General features: G+C 64.2%; 20 protein-coding genes. All 20 read right to left on the reverse strand.

The window, feature by feature from the left end; all coding sequences use genetic code 11:
- Positions 1-39: 39 nt before the first annotated feature.
- Positions 40-843, reverse strand: coding sequence for a phage tail tube protein (locus AC06E9_RS01080; RefSeq protein WP_478055303.1), 804 nt, complete (start codon positions 841-843; stop codon positions 40-42).
- A complete protein-coding gene (locus AC06E9_RS01085) occupies positions 843-1,343 on the reverse strand; it encodes a hypothetical protein (protein ID WP_478055305.1) in 501 nt (166 codons plus the stop codon). The genes AC06E9_RS01080 and AC06E9_RS01085 overlap by 1 nt, the downstream gene beginning before the upstream one ends.
- Positions 1,336-1,659, reverse strand: coding sequence for a head-tail joining protein (locus tag AC06E9_RS01090; RefSeq protein WP_478055307.1), 324 nt, complete (start codon positions 1,657-1,659; stop codon positions 1,336-1,338). Before AC06E9_RS01090 ends, AC06E9_RS01085 begins: the two co-directional genes overlap by 8 nt.
- Before the next feature lie 82 nt (positions 1,660-1,741).
- On the reverse strand, positions 1,742-2,038 hold the full coding sequence (locus AC06E9_RS01095) for a hypothetical protein (RefSeq protein WP_478055309.1): 297 nt from the start codon (positions 2,036-2,038) through the stop codon (positions 1,742-1,744).
- Positions 2,014-2,460 carry a hypothetical protein gene (locus AC06E9_RS01100; protein WP_478055311.1) on the reverse strand — a complete coding sequence of 149 codons (447 nt, stop codon included), beginning with the start codon at positions 2,458-2,460 and terminating at the stop codon, positions 2,014-2,016. Before AC06E9_RS01100 ends, AC06E9_RS01095 begins: the two co-directional genes overlap by 25 nt.
- A complete protein-coding gene (locus tag AC06E9_RS01105; protein ID WP_478055312.1) occupies positions 2,457-3,326 on the reverse strand; it encodes a lysozyme family protein in 870 nt (289 codons plus the stop codon). Before AC06E9_RS01105 ends, AC06E9_RS01100 begins: the two co-directional genes overlap by 4 nt.
- Positions 3,323-3,685 (reverse strand): hypothetical protein, encoded by a 363-nt coding sequence (locus AC06E9_RS01110; protein ID WP_353085482.1) that lies wholly within the window; start codon positions 3,683-3,685, stop codon positions 3,323-3,325. Before AC06E9_RS01110 ends, AC06E9_RS01105 begins: the two co-directional genes overlap by 4 nt.
- Complete coding sequence (locus AC06E9_RS01115) at positions 3,682-3,939, reverse strand: hypothetical protein (RefSeq protein WP_478055313.1); 258 nt, start codon at positions 3,937-3,939, stop codon at positions 3,682-3,684. The genes AC06E9_RS01110 and AC06E9_RS01115 overlap by 4 nt, the downstream gene beginning before the upstream one ends.
- A 115-nt stretch (positions 3,940-4,054) precedes the next feature.
- Complete coding sequence (locus tag AC06E9_RS01120) at positions 4,055-4,411, reverse strand: DUF2190 family protein (protein WP_478055314.1); 357 nt, start codon at positions 4,409-4,411, stop codon at positions 4,055-4,057.
- A 53-nt stretch (positions 4,412-4,464) separates the two neighbouring features.
- Entirely contained in the window at positions 4,465-6,711 is a 2,247-nt protein-coding gene (locus AC06E9_RS01125; protein ID WP_478055315.1) for a ClpP-like prohead protease/major capsid protein fusion protein, read from the reverse strand.
- Entirely contained in the window at positions 6,711-8,342 is a 1,632-nt protein-coding gene (locus AC06E9_RS01130) for a phage portal protein (RefSeq protein WP_478055316.1), read from the reverse strand. Before AC06E9_RS01130 ends, AC06E9_RS01125 begins: the two co-directional genes overlap by 1 nt.
- A complete protein-coding gene (locus tag AC06E9_RS01135) occupies positions 8,335-8,556 on the reverse strand; it encodes a hypothetical protein (RefSeq protein WP_478055317.1) in 222 nt (73 codons plus the stop codon). Before AC06E9_RS01135 ends, AC06E9_RS01130 begins: the two co-directional genes overlap by 8 nt.
- A 56-nt stretch (positions 8,557-8,612) precedes the next feature.
- Positions 8,613-8,933 carry a hypothetical protein gene (locus AC06E9_RS01140; protein ID WP_478055318.1) on the reverse strand — a complete coding sequence of 107 codons (321 nt, stop codon included), beginning with the start codon at positions 8,931-8,933 and terminating at the stop codon, positions 8,613-8,615.
- Positions 8,934-8,940: 7 nt separating this feature from the next.
- A complete protein-coding gene (locus AC06E9_RS01145) occupies positions 8,941-10,845 on the reverse strand; it encodes a phage terminase large subunit family protein (RefSeq protein ID WP_478055319.1) in 1,905 nt (634 codons plus the stop codon).
- Positions 10,842-11,405, reverse strand: a complete 564-nt coding sequence (locus tag AC06E9_RS01150) for a hypothetical protein (protein WP_478055320.1) — start codon at positions 11,403-11,405, stop codon at positions 10,842-10,844. The genes AC06E9_RS01145 and AC06E9_RS01150 overlap by 4 nt, the downstream gene beginning before the upstream one ends.
- A 375-nt stretch (positions 11,406-11,780) precedes the next feature.
- Entirely contained in the window at positions 11,781-14,192 is a 2,412-nt protein-coding gene (locus AC06E9_RS01155) for a DUF5906 domain-containing protein (RefSeq protein WP_478055321.1), read from the reverse strand.
- Between the two features lie 416 nt (positions 14,193-14,608).
- Positions 14,609-15,139, reverse strand: coding sequence for a hypothetical protein (locus AC06E9_RS01160; RefSeq protein ID WP_478055322.1), 531 nt, complete (start codon positions 15,137-15,139; stop codon positions 14,609-14,611).
- Positions 15,136-15,333: a hypothetical protein gene (locus tag AC06E9_RS01165; RefSeq protein WP_478055323.1), complete on the reverse strand. Its 198-nt coding sequence runs from the start codon at positions 15,331-15,333 to the stop codon at positions 15,136-15,138. Before AC06E9_RS01165 ends, AC06E9_RS01160 begins: the two co-directional genes overlap by 4 nt.
- On the reverse strand, positions 15,326-15,517 hold the full coding sequence (locus tag AC06E9_RS01170) for a hypothetical protein (protein WP_421099114.1): 192 nt from the start codon (positions 15,515-15,517) through the stop codon (positions 15,326-15,328). The genes AC06E9_RS01165 and AC06E9_RS01170 overlap by 8 nt, the downstream gene beginning before the upstream one ends.
- Positions 15,505-15,720, reverse strand: coding sequence for a helix-turn-helix domain-containing protein (locus tag AC06E9_RS01175; protein ID WP_421099113.1), 216 nt, complete (start codon positions 15,718-15,720; stop codon positions 15,505-15,507). Before AC06E9_RS01175 ends, AC06E9_RS01170 begins: the two co-directional genes overlap by 13 nt.
- Positions 15,721-15,727 lie beyond the last annotated feature (7 nt).

Raw genomic sequence — 15,727 nt, forward strand, 5'->3', positions numbered from 1 at the left:
GCGCCATCCCGTGCAGACCGTGGCGGGCCTGCTCCTGCATCAGTCCGCCTTCTGCTCGTACACCTTGAAGGTGTACAGCGCGGTCTCTTCCGAGCGGAAGATGACCGAGCCAGTCAAGGTCACCTGGATCGGTTCGTCGCTGAACCAGTCCACGTCGCCATCCACGGTCAGATCGACCTGCGGAATGCGAAGCAGGCCGTCCTCCCCACTGATCCGGTCCTGCAGGTTGCCCAGGATCATGAAGGACTTGTTGGGCACCGCACCACCATTGATGGCCGTTTCCAGATAGCCGTCAAAGCTGTACGAGACGGTAAGTGCGTCACCGTGGGCAATGCTGCCGCCGGCCAAGGGGATGAACAGCCCCTGCCGATTGTCGATGTCGTAGTCGGTGCCAGCCACAAGAGTCGTGGAGCCCTTCTTGACGACAGGCACCGGCGACGCCAGTACGAAACGGTGGCCGAGATCAACGGGCACGTCCTTGCTGTAGACCGCGAGCGGCCGATCCTCAACCTCGCCGGCCTGAACCGACGACGACACAGCGATGCCGTAGAGCATGCGCGCCAGGATCGCCGGCGGCACTTCCAATGCCGTCACACTGATTCCGGTGGTGCCGGGGTTGGCATCGGTGTGGATGATCTGGCCGTAGCGATCATCGCGCCGCTTGCTCTTTACCTCGGTCGTGTCGCCAGCTTCATAGCTGAACGTCAGCGAGCTCTGTTCGAGCGGCTTGTTGCCGAATTTGTCATCCGAGTCCGGAATGACGGGGACGAGGTTGGCACCGGCGCCGTACTCGAAGAAGCGCAGATCGCCGGCAAACTTACGAACCTTGGGCTGTTGGGCCATTAGGGTTTCTCCTGGGAAATGGACACGGGCTGGAAACTCTCGGTCAGACCGGCCCGCGCGGTGATCTGAGCGACAACACTTGAATGACCGTCGTCATCGGCGACGGCAGCCAGTTGCGAGTCGATGACTTCGAACTTCGTGAGCCCAAACGGCAGCTCTCGCACATCGAACTTGAGAGCGGCGAGCAGGTCATGCCGAGCGCGATGAACCAATCGATTAGGTCGGTCCTCGCCCTGGAATCGCGGCACGCTGAACTCGATAGTCACAGCAACGTCTGAGCTGGTCTGAGCGCGGCTACCGGTCGTCCCGGTGATGCGGTCCACCACGATGGCGGTGGCAGGAACAGTCAGGTTGGCCGGGCTGTCCTCATCGTCAAGCAAAAGCAGTCCAGCCCCGATATCGGTGAAGAATCCCGACTCCTTCTTAATCAACCTCACCCGCTCCGCCAGAAACTCCACCAGCTGCCAACTCACCGGCTCCTTCAGGTCGTCATCAGACACGCGCCACCAGCCAGCGGCTCAGCGAGCCGTCATCGGAAATCAGCTTTGAGTTGATGTAGCGCTCACCGTCAACCAGCACTTGCCCCTTCTGCACAGGATTGAACCCCTCGGAGCGAACGTAGGCGATCTCCACGCGGCCAGCCTGGAATTGCTGCAGGCCGCCGATCGTTTCGATGTTGCGATCGACATACACGTGGCACGGCATCGCTCCATTGGCACCCGGGGGCGTGTACTCACCCATGTCGGCCATGCCGGCCGCCGCAAAGCTGGCATGAAGCCCTGCATCCATCTCGGCGAGGAATGCGCGCTGACCCATTACCGGCGATCCTCACGACGACTGGTGACGCACAGCGCCAGCACGAGGCACAGCACCACGACCGCGAATGCCAGCAGCGCGCTCACGGCTTCACCTCGGCGCCTTGGATGGCGCGGACCTGGTCGGCACGACCATTGAGGCGTTCAATGACGGCCCGGCGCTGTGCGGCAACGTCGAAGCACTGCGCGATGGGACCTTCGGGAATGGCCTCGGTGCGAGTGAGCGCGGCCGGGATCGTCACGTATACGCGCCGCTCCACCACGACAGCCTCAGGGGTCACTGCACACTGGGCCGGGCCTGCATCAGGCCTGGTCTGCCCACAGGCAGCAAGCACGGCGGCGAGCGCCGCGACGGTCAGTAACCGGAGAATGCTGGGCATGATGCTTCCACCTCGGTCAGGGCCAGCGCACAGCGCGTCTCACGCGCTTGGCCGGCATAGCGATTCATGAACTGCTTCAACGTCTGGTTGGCATCCGCCTCGCGGGCCTCGGCTGCGGCTACCGCGCTGTCGCTCTGCCGCTTGAGCGTGGCCGCCTGGTTCTGCGCCAACGCCAGCTCGGCCTGGAGGACGCCAACGGTGCGGCCGTAGCCGGCGTTGGCCGCAGCCAGTTCCGCAACCCGCGTGTTGGCGCCGTCCTTATGCGAGGCACAGGCAGTCGCCGCAGCTTCATAGGAGGCAGCGGCAGCACGAGCATTGGCCCGCACAACCACGAGGCAGACCGACAGAGCGATCACAACCAGGGCGAGAACCCCGATCACCCACAGAAGCGGCTTCATCGTGACCACGGAGGGCAGCTTCATCGCGCACGCTCCGTCAGGCCGGCTTCGTCCTCGCGGCGACCGCAGAGACCCGCCTCCAGATTGGTGCCACGCCACAACCGGCACATCTGGCGAATCTGGCCCGCGACGCAATGCACGTCCGCGCCGGGCAAGCACACGTCGCGGATTGCACGCATCTCCGTGCGCGCCGGACCGGTCATCGAGGCACCGCGGTTGTAGACCACGGAGACCAGTGCACCGCGGGCGTCTGCGGGAAGAGCATCGAACCCGTCAGCACCGAATGCTCGGCGCGCACTGGCGTGATAGCGCGGAAGCGAGGCCACGCCGAACACGTCACTCGCCAGCCCGAACGGAACGCGCACGTCGCGTAGATCCCGCACGACGGGTTGCGCGGCAGGCCCGGTGATCCCAGCGGTCGCTTGGAGGCGGGAGGCCGCGGCCAGGGCGGACCAGTCCAAGCCGATCTGCTGGCGGGTCTGGTGGCCGCCGTCGTAGCCGATGCCCCACGTGACGCCTGATGCGCCACCCGGCCAGATGGGCGCCTCATAGCGCCGCGTGTACAGCGCCTGGCTGCCAACCTCCCAACGGACAATCAGCGCAACAGCAGCTGGCGAGATGACCGACAGCCGGGGGACGTTGGCCGCCGGTGGCAGGACCTGCTGCACGGCTTCCTGCAGCGCAACGACCACCGGCATCACTGCACCTGCGGCCGACTCTTGGGCTGATTCAACCACCGGGGCAGCAGCGTCGGCCACCTCTGAGCGCGCCTCAGCGACGGCTGCTGCCGGCGCGTCAGCAGCGGCCGGCACGGACGCTGCCACCGGGCCCTGGCCGCAAGCGGTGAGCGCGGCGACCAGCAGGGCAGAGAGAACGCGGCAGGCGATCATCGGGCGATCCAGAAGAAGGCAACGAACAGACCGACCAGACACAGCCATTCAGCGCGATCCAGCAGTAGCACTCGCCACGCCGAAGCATCGCCGCGGCAGGCCGCATCGTGAAGGCGCTGCTCTTCCTTGTCGTTGAGGTCGAACAGATACGTGCGCTTGAACAGCCAGGCAGCCGCGCAGGCGGTCGCAAGGTAGGCAGCGGAGATCGGCAGCTGCAACAGCTGCGCCAACACGTCGCCGCCAATGGTGCGGTCGAGCGCGCCCAGCAGAATCCAGCCGAGCAGCGCCAGGAAAATCAGGACCGGCAGCCAGACGATGAACTCCTGCCAGCGGCTGAAGAAGGAGAGAATGCGATTCATGGTGTTTTCTGCGCCTGTTCCACGGTATTGAGACGACGCTCCAGCTCGGCGATCCGCCAGATCACCCCGTTGTCCAGCTTCGCGTTGACCACCTGGACGTCGCCGGTTACCTGCTGGAGACCCTTGCCCTGCTCTGCCTGGGTGCTGCGGATGTCGTTGAGCATCCAGCTCACCACGCTGCCCGCGACCGTCAGCACGAAGGGCAGCGCGAAGATGGCGACCTTGAGCGCCACAGACGCAAACTTGCCGTTCATGGCCCGGTCGAGCTGTGCATTTGCATCAGTGGTGCTCATCGATCCCCCTGTAGTCCTAGAAGCTCCACCACCGCACACGCCACCCGGGCATCTGTGTGCGGTGGTGGGCTGAGTGTTACGCCGCCTTGACGGCGCCGACGCCGGGAAGAAGCTTGGCGACGACAGTGGTTTCGCCGGCTGCGGCCGAGCCGATGGCGATCGCGCAGTTCTCCAGGTCGCCCGCGGCGGCACCGGCCACGATGAACTCGCCGGCCGAGGCGTCCCAATGCAGCTTTGCGCCGCCGGCGACCACCGCAGTGGCGAGCTTCGGGAAGGTGAAGGCACGCTCGATCTGGACAGCGACCAGCTCGCCGAGCTTGGCGTCGGTCACCGGGACGGCCAGGGCCGATCCATAGATGAAGGGGACACCCGACTTCACGTCTGCCGGCGCCGGGATGGTGATCGTGTCACCGCTGCTGTGTGCGTTTTTCATGACTGTGCTCCGTGGTCAAGGGAAGACGCGGACCGAAGTCCGCGCCTTGTGGCTTACTGGCCGGCGTTCTTGTAGACGCCGCGCGGGTCGATGGCCTTGGCGCCGAAGATGTGGCGGCACTTGACCTGCACACCGTCCACCTCAAAACCATGCTTGGTCTCGGTGAACACGCCCTCGTGACCTTCGAGGTAGGCGTACTCGATGGTGTCGATCACCCCCGGCTCCGCGGCGCCGTACCAGGCGATTTCGCTGCCGTCATGCAGGCGCGGCTCAACGATTGGGGTCAGCGTGACACCCGTGACATTCAGGTCAGCACCCTTGCCAGCGATGATCGAGGCGTTGGTAACCTTGAGCGCCACCTCTTCCAGACCCGGGGGAACGATCAGGAACTTCGGCCGGACAGTGATGTAGCGGCCGTCCAGACCCTTCTGCAGGGTCATCTTCTTGCGCATGTCCGAGAGCGGGTTGGGCTTGGTCGGATCCAGCGCATCGGCCAGTGCGGCCGGCGTGCCCAGGTTGCCGTGGTCAGCGTGGAACAGCGCCTTGCCGTCAGCCATCTTCGGGTTGCCGGTGAGGATCGCGTAGACCAGATCGGATTCGAGGTCCGCGGCGCTGGCACCGAAGGCAAACGGAATCCGGCTCAGTGCGTCCAGGTCGTCGTTGACTACGGTCTCCCAGGTCAGAGCGACAATGCGGCCGAACTTCTGGACCGCGTACTTCTCCGCGCCCTCGCCGATGGTGCCCTGCTCGTACTCACCGCCCTCCACCACACGCTTCAGCGACGGCGCGCCGCCCAGCTGGACGCGGGTGATCTCCTTGAAGTCCGGCAGCGTGGTCTGGCGGCTGAACGGCAGGAATGTGCGCTGCGTGCCCTCATAACCAGCGCGCAGGCTGCGGCTGACGACATTGCCCAGAATTGCCGGGAAGTCGCTGGTGGACTGCAGCGCCTTGACGGCGATCTCCTGCTTGGACATGCCCTGCGGGTTCTGACCGGCACGGGCGAGTGCGTCACGCGCCATGTCCTGCAGGTCCATGCCGCGGAAGTTGGCGGCCGGCCCCTCCAGCTTGTGAGCTGCAGGGTTGGAGCGGTGCATCAGAGCGGCGATGGCACCGTCGCGGTAATTCTTCGTTTCGTCCTGCGTGAGCTGACCCGTCGGTGCGGCGGCCGAAGCGCCGGAGGCCGACGGCGTCGCTGGCGTCGCGTTGCCGAGGAAGGCCAGCAGCTTGGTGCCGATGGCTTCCACAGTCAGATCGGTGTCGTCTTCGCAGTCACGCAGCAGGGTGCCCAAGGCGGTCTGGTCAAGATCGCCACGGGCCTGGAACGGGGCGAACTGCGCGCGGATGGCCTCGCGGCGAGCCGCCAGTGCCTTCTTCTGTTCGGGGGTAAGCATGGTGTTGTCTCCGGAGGGATTACCGGCATCCGCCGGCGGGGTGTTCGCGGCCGGTTCGGCCGGCGGATTCGGGGGGGCGTTGGGCGCCTGCGCAGCACTTGCGGCCGGCACGATGACGGATGCTCGCGGCGCACGCAGCGCAGCGGCGAATGCGAGGTTGGCGTATCGGGCAGAGGCTCCACGCGCCGTCACGCGCTGAGCCAGCGAGGCCGCGAACGCGCGTGCCTGCTCATCCGGATCCGCTTCTTCCACCGCTTCCGAATCGACAGCGTCGGCAAAGCCGGCAGCTACCGCTTCTTCGCCGGTGTAGTAGTGATCTTCGCCGTCCTGCAGCAATCCGAGGATTTCCTCTTTCGACTTGCCGGACTTCTTCACGTAGGCGTCGGCCATCGATGCGCTGAAGGTGTCCAGCACGTCGGCGTACTGGCGCAGCTCTTTGGCGTTGCCATAAACGCCACCCCAGGGGGCATGGATCATCAGGATCGAGGTGGACGGCATGCTCACGGTGTCGCCGGCCATCGCAATGAGCGAGGCACTGGACATAGCAACGCCGTCGACTGTCACGGCCTTGGCGGCTTTGTGGCGCTTCAGCGCGTTGTAGATCGCCAGGCCATCGGCGACGCTGCCGCCGTAACTGTTGATCCGCACGTTGATCGTCGCAACCGTGCTGTCCAGGTCATTGAGCTGCTGGGCCACCGACTGTGCGGTAACCGATTCGGTCCACCAGCTCTCGCCGATATCACCGTAGATCAGCAGCTCGTAGACGCCATCAGACTCGGCGACGGGCTGAAGCCGCATCAGCGGCTCGATCTTGGGGCGCTCCGGCATGTCCCGCGGCCCGGCCTGCGGAACGGTGGAGAACAATGCCAGGGACGCGGCGATGGCGCTGGTAAGCAGCGAGGTATTCATCAGGGGGTGTCTCCGGTGCTGGTCGGACGGGAGCGCGATGCGCGCTGCCGCTGGTTGCCGTTCTCTTCACGTCGGCCGGCATCGTCGGCGTCCGGATAGCTCGCATCACCCGTTCGTGCCTGGGTGACGCCTGCGCCGCTGGTGTAGCGAGCGTCGCTGTCGAACACCAAGCCCAGCTCTTCAGCCAGCTTGCGTTCGCGCGAGATCTCTTCGAAGGTGTCCTGTACACGCCCACCACGCTCAGCGATGCCTTGGGTGACCGACTGCCAACCGCCGCGGGCGAGCTTCATCAGACCGTCTGCCTCACGGCCCGGATCAATCCACGGCATCTTCGGCCCGCGGAAGTTCGCTTGGGCCACGGTCTCAGGACGGATGTGGGCCGGCACCTTCAACTGGCCGGAGGCAATCGCCATCTGGACGAAGCGCTCCCAGATCGGCTGAACGAATCGGGAGACGAACTGGCCGGTCATCATCCGGTAGCCATCGAACGCCTCCACCAGCTCCTGCCGCTGGGCGCTGTAGGTGCCGTCGTAGTCGCCGGACATACTGGAGTAGCTGAGCTGGATCGCCCGCGAGACTGCACGCATCATCGCCATCCGAAAGCGCTCCAGGGCGGTGTTCGGACGGTTCGGGTTGATCATCTCGATCGATTCGCCCGGCAGCGTTTCGGTGAAGATGGCGCCTGCCTCAAGCAGGAAGTCACGCTCTTCTGGCTTTTGCGGCTGACCATCTGCGGTCTGCAAAGGGGCGAAGTCCTGCATGTCCTTGTCGCGCTTGATGTACGCCGCGATACGGGCAGCGATTCGGGCAGCGACGCGCTCGGATTCCTCGTAATCCTTGATGTCAATCAGGCGGTCGATGGCACTGACGAACAGGCTGATACCGCGCAGACCGGAAAGACGCTTGCGAACCGCCAGATGCAGGAAGCGCTGAGCCGGCACCGACTTCAGAGCGTCGATGCTGCTCCAGCCACCGTTGCCGGGGTGGTTCTTGTAGACCATGTAGGCGATGGGGGCGCCCCACTCATTCCGCTGAATGCCGGCGCTGATCCGCTTTTCGGCATCGTCGTACTCAAGTGGCACCACGTCGGCCTCCAGCAGTTCAATGGAGAGCGGCACCGCCGTTGCGTGCGTGATGAACTTGGCCGTGCCTTCCACCAACTGAGTGAACTGCTCACCATCGCGGAGCCAGCTGCGGCATGCCAGCTCCTGGCATTGCACCCAACTCATGGTCCGGGTCACATCTGGTGAGACACACCACTGGCGCCAGAGGTTGAGCAGTTGGCGCGAGAAGTCGTCATCGATGTTGTCGTAGTTGTCCCCTTGCCTGCCGTCGCGCGGCGTCGGCTCGATGCTGATTCCGGAGGGCCCAACGATGTTGCGAACCAGTGTGCTCAGAGCACCGTCGACCAGGTCGTAGTTGCGCTCGAGATCACGTACCGTCGCCCGGACGGTAGCTGCGTCACGAACGACCATGCGCTCGCTGGTGCCGTTGTCGCGGCTTTTCTTGCGACGCTTTGTCGACCGCCCGCCCTCATAGGCGGCCATCACCTGGCGCGCGAACATGCGCCGGGCGGCGTAGCGCGGCGCGAAGACCGCAATGCCGCGCTCCAGTGCGTTCGGCTTAGCCATTGAAAACCGCCGTCCGGTAGCGCAGGCTGCCGCCGCTACCACCGCGTCCGCGCTCCACCGCGATCTTGGCCTCCAGCTCGCGGATGGCTTTGCGGATCTCGGCGAGTTCAGCCTCCTGTCGCTGGCGCTGATCGAAGCGCACGCTGAAGCCCGCCGTCAGAATGCGGGATTCAGCTGCCAGGTAGGCGTCCAGTCGTTGCTGTGTGATCGACATGGATAGGTAAGGTATACATGTCGGTGTGCGCGATCATGGTAAATCGCGTACTTTCTTCAGCCGTCGCGAAGCCGCCTCACTGCACGGCCCGGGTGGTACTTGTAGGCGGCCGTTCTGCTCACGCCATGCTTCCGCGTAATCTCTCCGATCGCCAGCCCGGCATGCCAATCGGCGGTGATCGCCGCGCCGTTAACATCCGGCCGGGACCGATAGCTCACCCGCTTCCCTGCGAACACATCCAGCTGGACCGTCACCAACATGTCGGCAATCTGGAGCGCCGCGTGGGCGGGGATGCTTGGCTCAGCGGCCCGAATAGAGGCCACGTAGGACTCACGCAGCTGGTCGAGCAGTTCATCGGCTTTGATGTCTTCTGCCATCTCGACCTCAGTTCGACTCGGCCCAGCCGCCACGGCGGCGAGCTGGCTTGGTTGTTCCACGGGAATCCGCAACTGCCGGCTTTGCCGGTGCCCCGGGTGTTTCACGGGAACCCGGATCCACCACCGTCGCAGCCAAGCGCGCCTCCAAGGCATCCCAGTCCGCCTTCGTGTATCGGTGCAGACGTACCTCCGAATGGTGGGCCGCAGCGTAGGCGTAAACCCAGGTGTCCAGCGGCTCGTTTCTCACGACCCGCTTCTCAAACCTGTTCTTGACCGGGTTGTAGACCTCCGACACCAGACCGGGGTAGAACTCGGACGGCAGCTCATCGCTGAACCGCACAAGCCGCGCATCAGCCTGACGCTCAGCATCGGCAGCCAAGCGGCTGTAGAGATAGTGCTTCGCTGCGACGGTTCCGACGTGGTTGATGATGATGCCGCGCTTGTCGGTCTTATCGTTCCAGGTCACATCCGCCAGCTTCCCCTTGGACAGGATCGGGGCGTTGTTCGGCACAGCGCCGAAGATGCACATGATGCGCGTCACCTTGCGCTGCCGTACATAGTTCTTGACCGCCTCGGTGCGGTGGCCGCCGGCGTCAATCGCCGTGGCAACCGACCGCAGCAGGACACCATCCTCTCGCTCGATGGGCCGGTTGAGTAGATCGGTTAGCGCGATCCACACCGCCTCTTCGGCGGGGTCACCCTGCAGTTCGACGTAGTCCAGTGTCCAAGCCGTCATCCCCCTGCCCCAGCCGATCACATGGACGGCGAGGCGATTGTCCTGGGTATCCACTCCGACGGTGATCGCGAGAACCCCGCGCGGCGCGTGTCGCAGCTTGTAAGGTTCGGCACGGTCCGCGATCACGTTGTGCTTGACCGACCGCATCTTCGGGTCTTCCCACGTCTCGGCCAGACGGTCGTTGACGAAGGTTTTCAGCGCTGCGGGGTCGTTCTGCGCATCCAGCCACTCGCGCACCAGATCCACCCACCGCGGGCCCAGGCCGAACTGATAGTAGAGACAGTTGATGTGGTAGCCGCGGATTGGAGAATCCGGGTTGGCCGGCACCCAACGGCCATTGGTGATCATGTCCGACTTGTGGTGCTCTTCGATGCACGCACCACATTCGCTGCACGCATACCACGCGTGCTTTGCATCGGGTGACCAGTGCAGGCCGCTCCAGTGCAGGTGCTGGTAGTGGTCACAGTGAGGGCACGGCACGTGATACCGGCGCTGATCGGACCTTTCGTAGAGCTTGGCGATGCGGCTCAGCCCAGCAATCCCCGGGGTGCTGATGTACAGGCGCTTGTAGGTCGTCGGGAACGAAGAGGTGCGGCCGTCCAACATCTTCACCGGGTCGTCGCCGGTCAGCAGCACCTGAGGCGCCTCATCTATCTCATCCACCACCAGGTTCTTCACCGTGGTGGACTTGAGCCGCTGAGGGCTGCCCATGTGCTCAACGTAGAGCTGGCCGCCGGCGAAGTCCTTGAACGTGCGCTGGTTCGAGCTGTCCCGGCTAGCGGTGCTACTCAGCGCTTTCCGGACAGCCTTGCAGACCTCGATCATCGGGTTGAGCTTCTGGTTAACCCATTTATTCATGGACGCCTCACCAGGCAGCGCATACATGATGGGGGCCGGCGCGTAGTCCATCCAGTACGCGATCGAGTTGGTTGCGATCTGGCTCTTGCCAAACTGAATCGGGAACATGCACGCCTGATCGTGCACAGGGCTGCGAGCGGACATGTTGTCCATCGGCTCGCGAAGCGGCGGGTTGCGAGAGGTCACCCACCGCCCCGGCTTGCTGCTGCCCTTGCTGGACAGCCGCATATGCTCATCGTTCCACTGCGACACGGTCATCGGCCGGCGCGGCTGGAGCGATCGTGCCAGTACGGTGTGCAGGCGGGCCTGTTCCGTCATTCCACCACCGCCGCAGAAGCTGAGCGGAAGCCTCGGCTCATTTCCTCAAGGGCGTGACTGACCTCGTTCCACACCAGCTCTCTGCAACGTGATTCGTCGGTCGTCGCGGCCAGCTGCGGTGCCAGGGTGTCGGCCATTCGCTCCAGCTCGACACGGATCGCCGTGGCAGCTTCGGCCAGCACATGTTCCACTTGCCCGGCATCGAGCAGCTTGCCCATGCTGACCTCATAGTCACGCGCCGCAGCCATCGCATCGATCTCTGCTTTGTCCGCTAGCGCTTTCGCCTTGCGCAGCGAATCCTTCGTCGGGGGCGCCTTCGCCTCGGCCTCAGCTTCCCCGTCACCATCCTCTTCATCCATCACCCCAGCGGCGACCAGAGCCGACCCACGCGCCGCTGCGTGGCGCTCGGCCACCGCCGTGTAGCTCGGGTCCTGGGTTTGACCGTACAACGCCAGTGAAGCGTCCCGAAGGTAGCCCTTGCCGTCCTCCGCAGGCACCAGCCGCCCCTTGCGCTTGAGCTCCACCACATAGGACGGCCTGCAGCCGATCAGCGCAGCCAAGTCCTTCCCCGAGACCCTCACGTCCTCAGATGCCATAACCAACAACCCCCTCTTCCATTTCTTTCAGACAAGCAGTGACAGAAGAAAACGCGCGCGCGAGCGAGGGTGCGGGACGTGCGGGCAGGTGTGCGCCCGCCATATTCCACAAGATCGTTGCGCCGCAAGCGTTGTGCGGGACGTGCGGGATGTGCGGGCAGCCATACGCGCGGGTGGGTGCGTCATGGTCTTGCACAAAGGCTGAGCCGCTTGCGCGCACGCGCCCCCGTAAAGGAGCAGTCCCGCACGTCCCGCACAGCCTTACTGCGACAAGGGAAACAAGGCGCACACTGTCCCGCACAGCATCCCGCACGTCCCGCACATCAGAAGGCGCGGTGTTCATGCGCGCCCCTTGTAGTCGCTGAAGGCGGTGCGGAAGGCCTGCACCTCATCGCCCAGGAACACCTGCTCGGTACGACCGTCCTGTGCGGTCGGGCAGCCCAGCATCAGGAAGGCATGCGGCCCGTGGACCGTCTGCGCGATCAGGTAGCGTTTCCTTGCCCGATCCGGATGGGTGATCTGCCGCTTGCGCACCAGGGCGTTGACGAACTTCGGGTTCGGCGCTGGCCTGACACCCTCGCGCCCGCACCAGACCTTGTAGAGCTCGTACCAGTCTTTCGAGAGCGCGGGTCTCGGCTTCACGCCAGGAATGTCATCGCCGTACAGTTCGTCCAGGAATCGCTGCGGGCTGTCCTGGCTGAGCCCGATCAGCTCGCGCTTGGCATCGGTCATCGGTGGATTGGTGCCGTTGGTGAAGTCACCAAGGTCGAGACGTAGCAGATAGTCGTGCAACGCTGCCGTTCCGCCGTTTCGGATCTCCGCCATCACTTCGACGTAGAAGTCCTGCGTGAGTTTCTCTGGCGTCCAGATCACCGCGTGTCGACGGTCGTCCTCTTCCAGCACCACAGGCATTGCTTCGTTGGACAGGAACACCAGGTTGGCATGGTTGTCTTCTTCGTACGCCTGAATGTTCTTGGGATTGATGCGGATGCGATCGCCAGTGATCAGCGCTTTCAGCTTGTTCTTGAGGTGATAGACCTCGGTGCGCGCCACCACTTCGTCGGCGAGCAGGAACAGCTTGCGGCTGGCCCAGTCATTGAACTTGTCCTCAAGCGCAGCCTGATCGAGCACGCGCCCGTAGTCGCCGTACAGTTTCATGTACTCGTCGAAGAACATGTTCTTGCCGGTGCCCTGCGGGCCGTGGATGACGATGGTGCTCTTCATCTTTGCGCCGGGGTGCTGGAGCGGATATGCCAGCCACTTCAGCACCCAGTCGTACAGCACCTTCTGATTCGACTCGCTACCGCACATGTGCCAGAGCAAGTGCAGCAACTTGCTGCACTCGCCCTGCTTTGGCGTGGTCGGCCACCCGGCGAAGAGATTGCAGGTCACGCCAGGCTTCATGCCCGAGGGATCAAAATCGACCTCGCGCACACGCACGATCGAGCGAGTTGGATGCTCTAACCACGCCCGGTGCAGCTCACGGCGAACGCATGCGTCCCGCATGTCGCCCAACGCCACGAGCATGTGTTCCTTGTGGTCGAACACCGTCCCACCCTGCCCGTACACGAGTGCGAACCGCTCCAGCAGTTCGTCAAGAGAATCTATTGGCTTGAGCTGTGCCGGCCCCTCGCCCCCGGTGGTGGTGACGGAAGGCGCGCGATTTTCGTTACGTGGCCGCCACGAAAGCTCCGTGATGCGGGCCTCGATCTGGCTTCGCACGACGTGCAGCCCTTCCAGCACATGCAGGTCGTTGAAGTCACTGACCTTGCTGCCGTTGGCAATGAAGCGATCGTGACGACCAGCTTCGTCAGCGAAGACCGGCAGGACCATCGCACCACTCACGTCCAGCGCCGCGGCCTCCGCTCCCAAAAGCCCAGCGTTTGTGGCTTGGTGCGGTTCCCCGCATGTCGGACAGAGATCGGAGACCTCAGCCAGCACCAGGCGTGTCTTGCATTTGCGGCACTTCTGCAGCACGTCATCGTCGCCGCAGATCAATACCTTGGCCGTGCGGTAGCGCTTATGCAGCGCCGAGGCGACGGCCATCAGGTTGCCCGCGTCGAATGCGACGGCGACTGGATAACCGGTTGCCATATGCAGCGTGGCGGCAGTGGCATAGCCCTCGGCCACCAGCAGGATCCACTGAGGCGTGCCGCCGATCAGGTGGAAGTGCCCCTTCTTTGCCAGGCCAGCCGGCCAGAATTCCTTCGCTGGTTTTCCGGCAGCCTGGGCCTGTTTCGGGCTGCGCAGCACCTGCAGGCCGTGCACGCCGCCATTGACATCTAGCAGCGGAACCAGAGCAACCCCGCTGCGACCGTAGCGCAGGCCGTATGCCTGCACAGCCTTGTCCACCAGGTAATCGGCCTCGCCCTCGGGCAGCGACCTGTTCCACGCCACCGTTGCTCGCTCCGCAGCACGCTTGTGCTGTTCGAGCCGCGCGGCTTCTGCGCGCCTACGGTCGTCAGCCAGGCGTCGCTTCAGCGCCTCGCGCTGTTCTTGGGTGAACGAGCTGTCGCGCTTGCGCAACTCGATCTTCTGCGCGCCATTGTCGTTGCCGTGCCACACCCCGTACGTGCCGACGATCAACACGTCGCCGCTGCCGGTGCTCAGTTCGTGCAGCACATACCAGCCGCGGCGCTCGCGCGAGTTCTCCACGCGGCAGCGAATCATGCGGCCGGTGGTGTCCAGGCTGTCGAGGATCAGACCCGCATCGCGCAGCTGGCCCAGCACATCATCGTAATTGGCAGACATTCAGTAAGTTCCAGCGCCGCTAACTACACGACCAGTGCGCGCTTGGTCACCCGCAACGGGCCGACCCGGGGAGGACCCATCGACTGGCGCCCGTTCAGGTTGCCCGTTCAGGTTCGAAAGTTCAGCGAAACTGAACCGCTCGCGCGGCTCTTCGATGCCACCCCGGGGGGATGGGGCAAGGTCAGTGATGGTCATGGCGTTCCGGATTCCCCAAGGGCAAGTCGCACTGCTGCCCTTCCCTGTTTTGCTGCGCGCTCCAAAGGCGGTCGCGCTCGGCCAATGCCTCATCGCCCACCGGCCCGGGCTCCGCTCCGGACAGCAGGCGTTCGATGTTCTCTATCTCTGCGCGCACTGAAGCGCTGATGATCCGTCGACCGTTCACTGTCCGTGCCCGGGGCGGTCGGTAGATGGCCACTTCATTCACGCTGCCGGCCTTTCTTCAACGCCCGGCGCAGGTTGCGTTCCATTCGATGGCACATGCTGCGCAGCGCCTGGAGGGCATCGAGCATCTTGTCCGCCTCCGCCAAGGTCACCTGGTTGTCCGCAAGAACGTCCAAAGCGACAGCCGACAGTTGCCCGCAGAACTTGGATACGTGTAGCAGCTTGTCCCTGATCGCCGCGATCTCATCGGGCCATCCGCCCTCCGGCGCAGCCGGCACGTGATCCACGGCCAGATTGAACTGCGCGGCCAGTGACAGGATCCAGTCGGTTGCCACCGGCGTGCCCGCAGTCTGTTCCATCATCCATTCCGTCAGCATCTCCAGCATTTCCATGGAGATGGACTCACCGTCCAAGCCGCGCAGCTTCTTGCGCAGGGTCTCGCCTTTGATACTTACGCCCCGACGCTTAGTCAGGTACGCAGCCGCTGCGTTAACGCTGCCTGGCATTTTCGCCACCGCGTTGTATGCCGCATCGCGCCAGTGAATATCCGAGCGAGCGCAGGTCATGCCGCCCCCTGAAACGCTGCGCGTTTCATCGTTCCGCTGCAGGCAGCATCGATCGCAAGATGCAGGCCATGAGTGAAATCCTCTCCTTCCAGCAGCGCATGCACTTCAGCGCCCTTCGCCACTACAGCGTGAGCCGGGGTATGGGTGGGGTGGCGGCGGTCTTCTTCGCACCTGCCGTTGCTGACATCAGGCATTGGTCGGAACCTCCCACCAATGAACCGGTGACGCTGCGACTTGTAGCCGGCCACGAAGGGCCAGCCAGCTGTCAGCCGTCAGCACCAGCCCACCGCCCTCGCCTTCACCCATGAGGCACTGGTCCAACACCGGCCCCAGTTCTGAGTTGCCGAGGTCGGGCAGGAATTCGATCAACTGCCGCATGGGCGCACCCCGTTGGCCGCAGCCGACCTCTCGGCCTCGGCCAGATCGATCACAGCCTTTGCCGTCTCAAAAGAGACGCCGCGGCGCTGAAGACCATGCTTGATTCGGTGAACGGTGGGCTGCGATGTACCCACTTCCTTGGCGATGCGGGACTCGCTCCAGCCAAGGGCGATAAGGGCGACAACTGCGGTTTGAGGGTTCATGGCGATG

The organism is Stenotrophomonas sp. Steno-Z10-BAI, assembly GCF_056393115.1.

What these genes read in the sequence shown, in the direction of transcription:
- AC06E9_RS01115 (WP_478055313.1), bottom strand. Translation starts at nt 3,939, where the DNA reads ATGAACGGCAAGTTTGCGTCTGTGGCGCTCAAGGTCGCCATCTTCGCG.
- AC06E9_RS01145 (WP_478055319.1), bottom strand. Translation starts at nt 10,845, where the DNA reads ATGACGGAACAGGCCCGCCTGCACACCGTACTGGCACGATCGCTCCAG.
- AC06E9_RS01110 (WP_353085482.1), bottom strand. Translation starts at nt 3,685, where the DNA reads ATGAATCGCATTCTCTCCTTCTTCAGCCGCTGGCAGGAGTTCATCGTC.
- AC06E9_RS01135 (WP_478055317.1), bottom strand. Translation starts at nt 8,556, where the DNA reads ATGTCGATCACACAGCAACGACTGGACGCCTACCTGGCAGCTGAATCC.
- AC06E9_RS01160 (WP_478055322.1), bottom strand. Translation starts at nt 15,139, where the DNA reads ATGACCTGCGCTCGCTCGGATATTCACTGGCGCGATGCGGCATACAAC.
- AC06E9_RS01155 (WP_478055321.1), bottom strand. Translation starts at nt 14,192, where the DNA reads ATGTCTGCCAATTACGATGATGTGCTGGGCCAGCTGCGCGATGCGGGT.
- AC06E9_RS01105 (WP_478055312.1), bottom strand. Translation starts at nt 3,326, where the DNA reads ATGATCGCCTGCCGCGTTCTCTCTGCCCTGCTGGTCGCCGCGCTCACC.
- AC06E9_RS01090 (WP_478055307.1), bottom strand. Translation starts at nt 1,659, where the DNA reads ATGGGTCAGCGCGCATTCCTCGCCGAGATGGATGCAGGGCTTCATGCC.
- AC06E9_RS01165 (WP_478055323.1), bottom strand. Translation starts at nt 15,333, where the DNA reads ATGCCTGATGTCAGCAACGGCAGGTGCGAAGAAGACCGCCGCCACCCC.
- AC06E9_RS01125 (WP_478055315.1), bottom strand. Translation starts at nt 6,711, where the DNA reads ATGAATACCTCGCTGCTTACCAGCGCCATCGCCGCGTCCCTGGCATTG.
- AC06E9_RS01140 (WP_478055318.1), bottom strand. Translation starts at nt 8,933, where the DNA reads ATGGCAGAAGACATCAAAGCCGATGAACTGCTCGACCAGCTGCGTGAG.
- AC06E9_RS01120 (WP_478055314.1), bottom strand. Translation starts at nt 4,411, where the DNA reads ATGAAAAACGCACACAGCAGCGGTGACACGATCACCATCCCGGCGCCG.
- AC06E9_RS01080 (WP_478055303.1), bottom strand. Translation starts at nt 843, where the DNA reads ATGGCCCAACAGCCCAAGGTTCGTAAGTTTGCCGGCGATCTGCGCTTC.
- AC06E9_RS01095 (WP_478055309.1), bottom strand. Translation starts at nt 2,038, where the DNA reads ATGCCCAGCATTCTCCGGTTACTGACCGTCGCGGCGCTCGCCGCCGTG.
- AC06E9_RS01175 (WP_421099113.1), bottom strand. Translation starts at nt 15,720, where the DNA reads ATGAACCCTCAAACCGCAGTTGTCGCCCTTATCGCCCTTGGCTGGAGC.
- AC06E9_RS01130 (WP_478055316.1), bottom strand. Translation starts at nt 8,342, where the DNA reads ATGGCTAAGCCGAACGCACTGGAGCGCGGCATTGCGGTCTTCGCGCCG.
- AC06E9_RS01100 (WP_478055311.1), bottom strand. Translation starts at nt 2,460, where the DNA reads ATGAAGCTGCCCTCCGTGGTCACGATGAAGCCGCTTCTGTGGGTGATC.
- AC06E9_RS01170 (WP_421099114.1), bottom strand. Translation starts at nt 15,517, where the DNA reads ATGCGGCAGTTGATCGAATTCCTGCCCGACCTCGGCAACTCAGAACTG.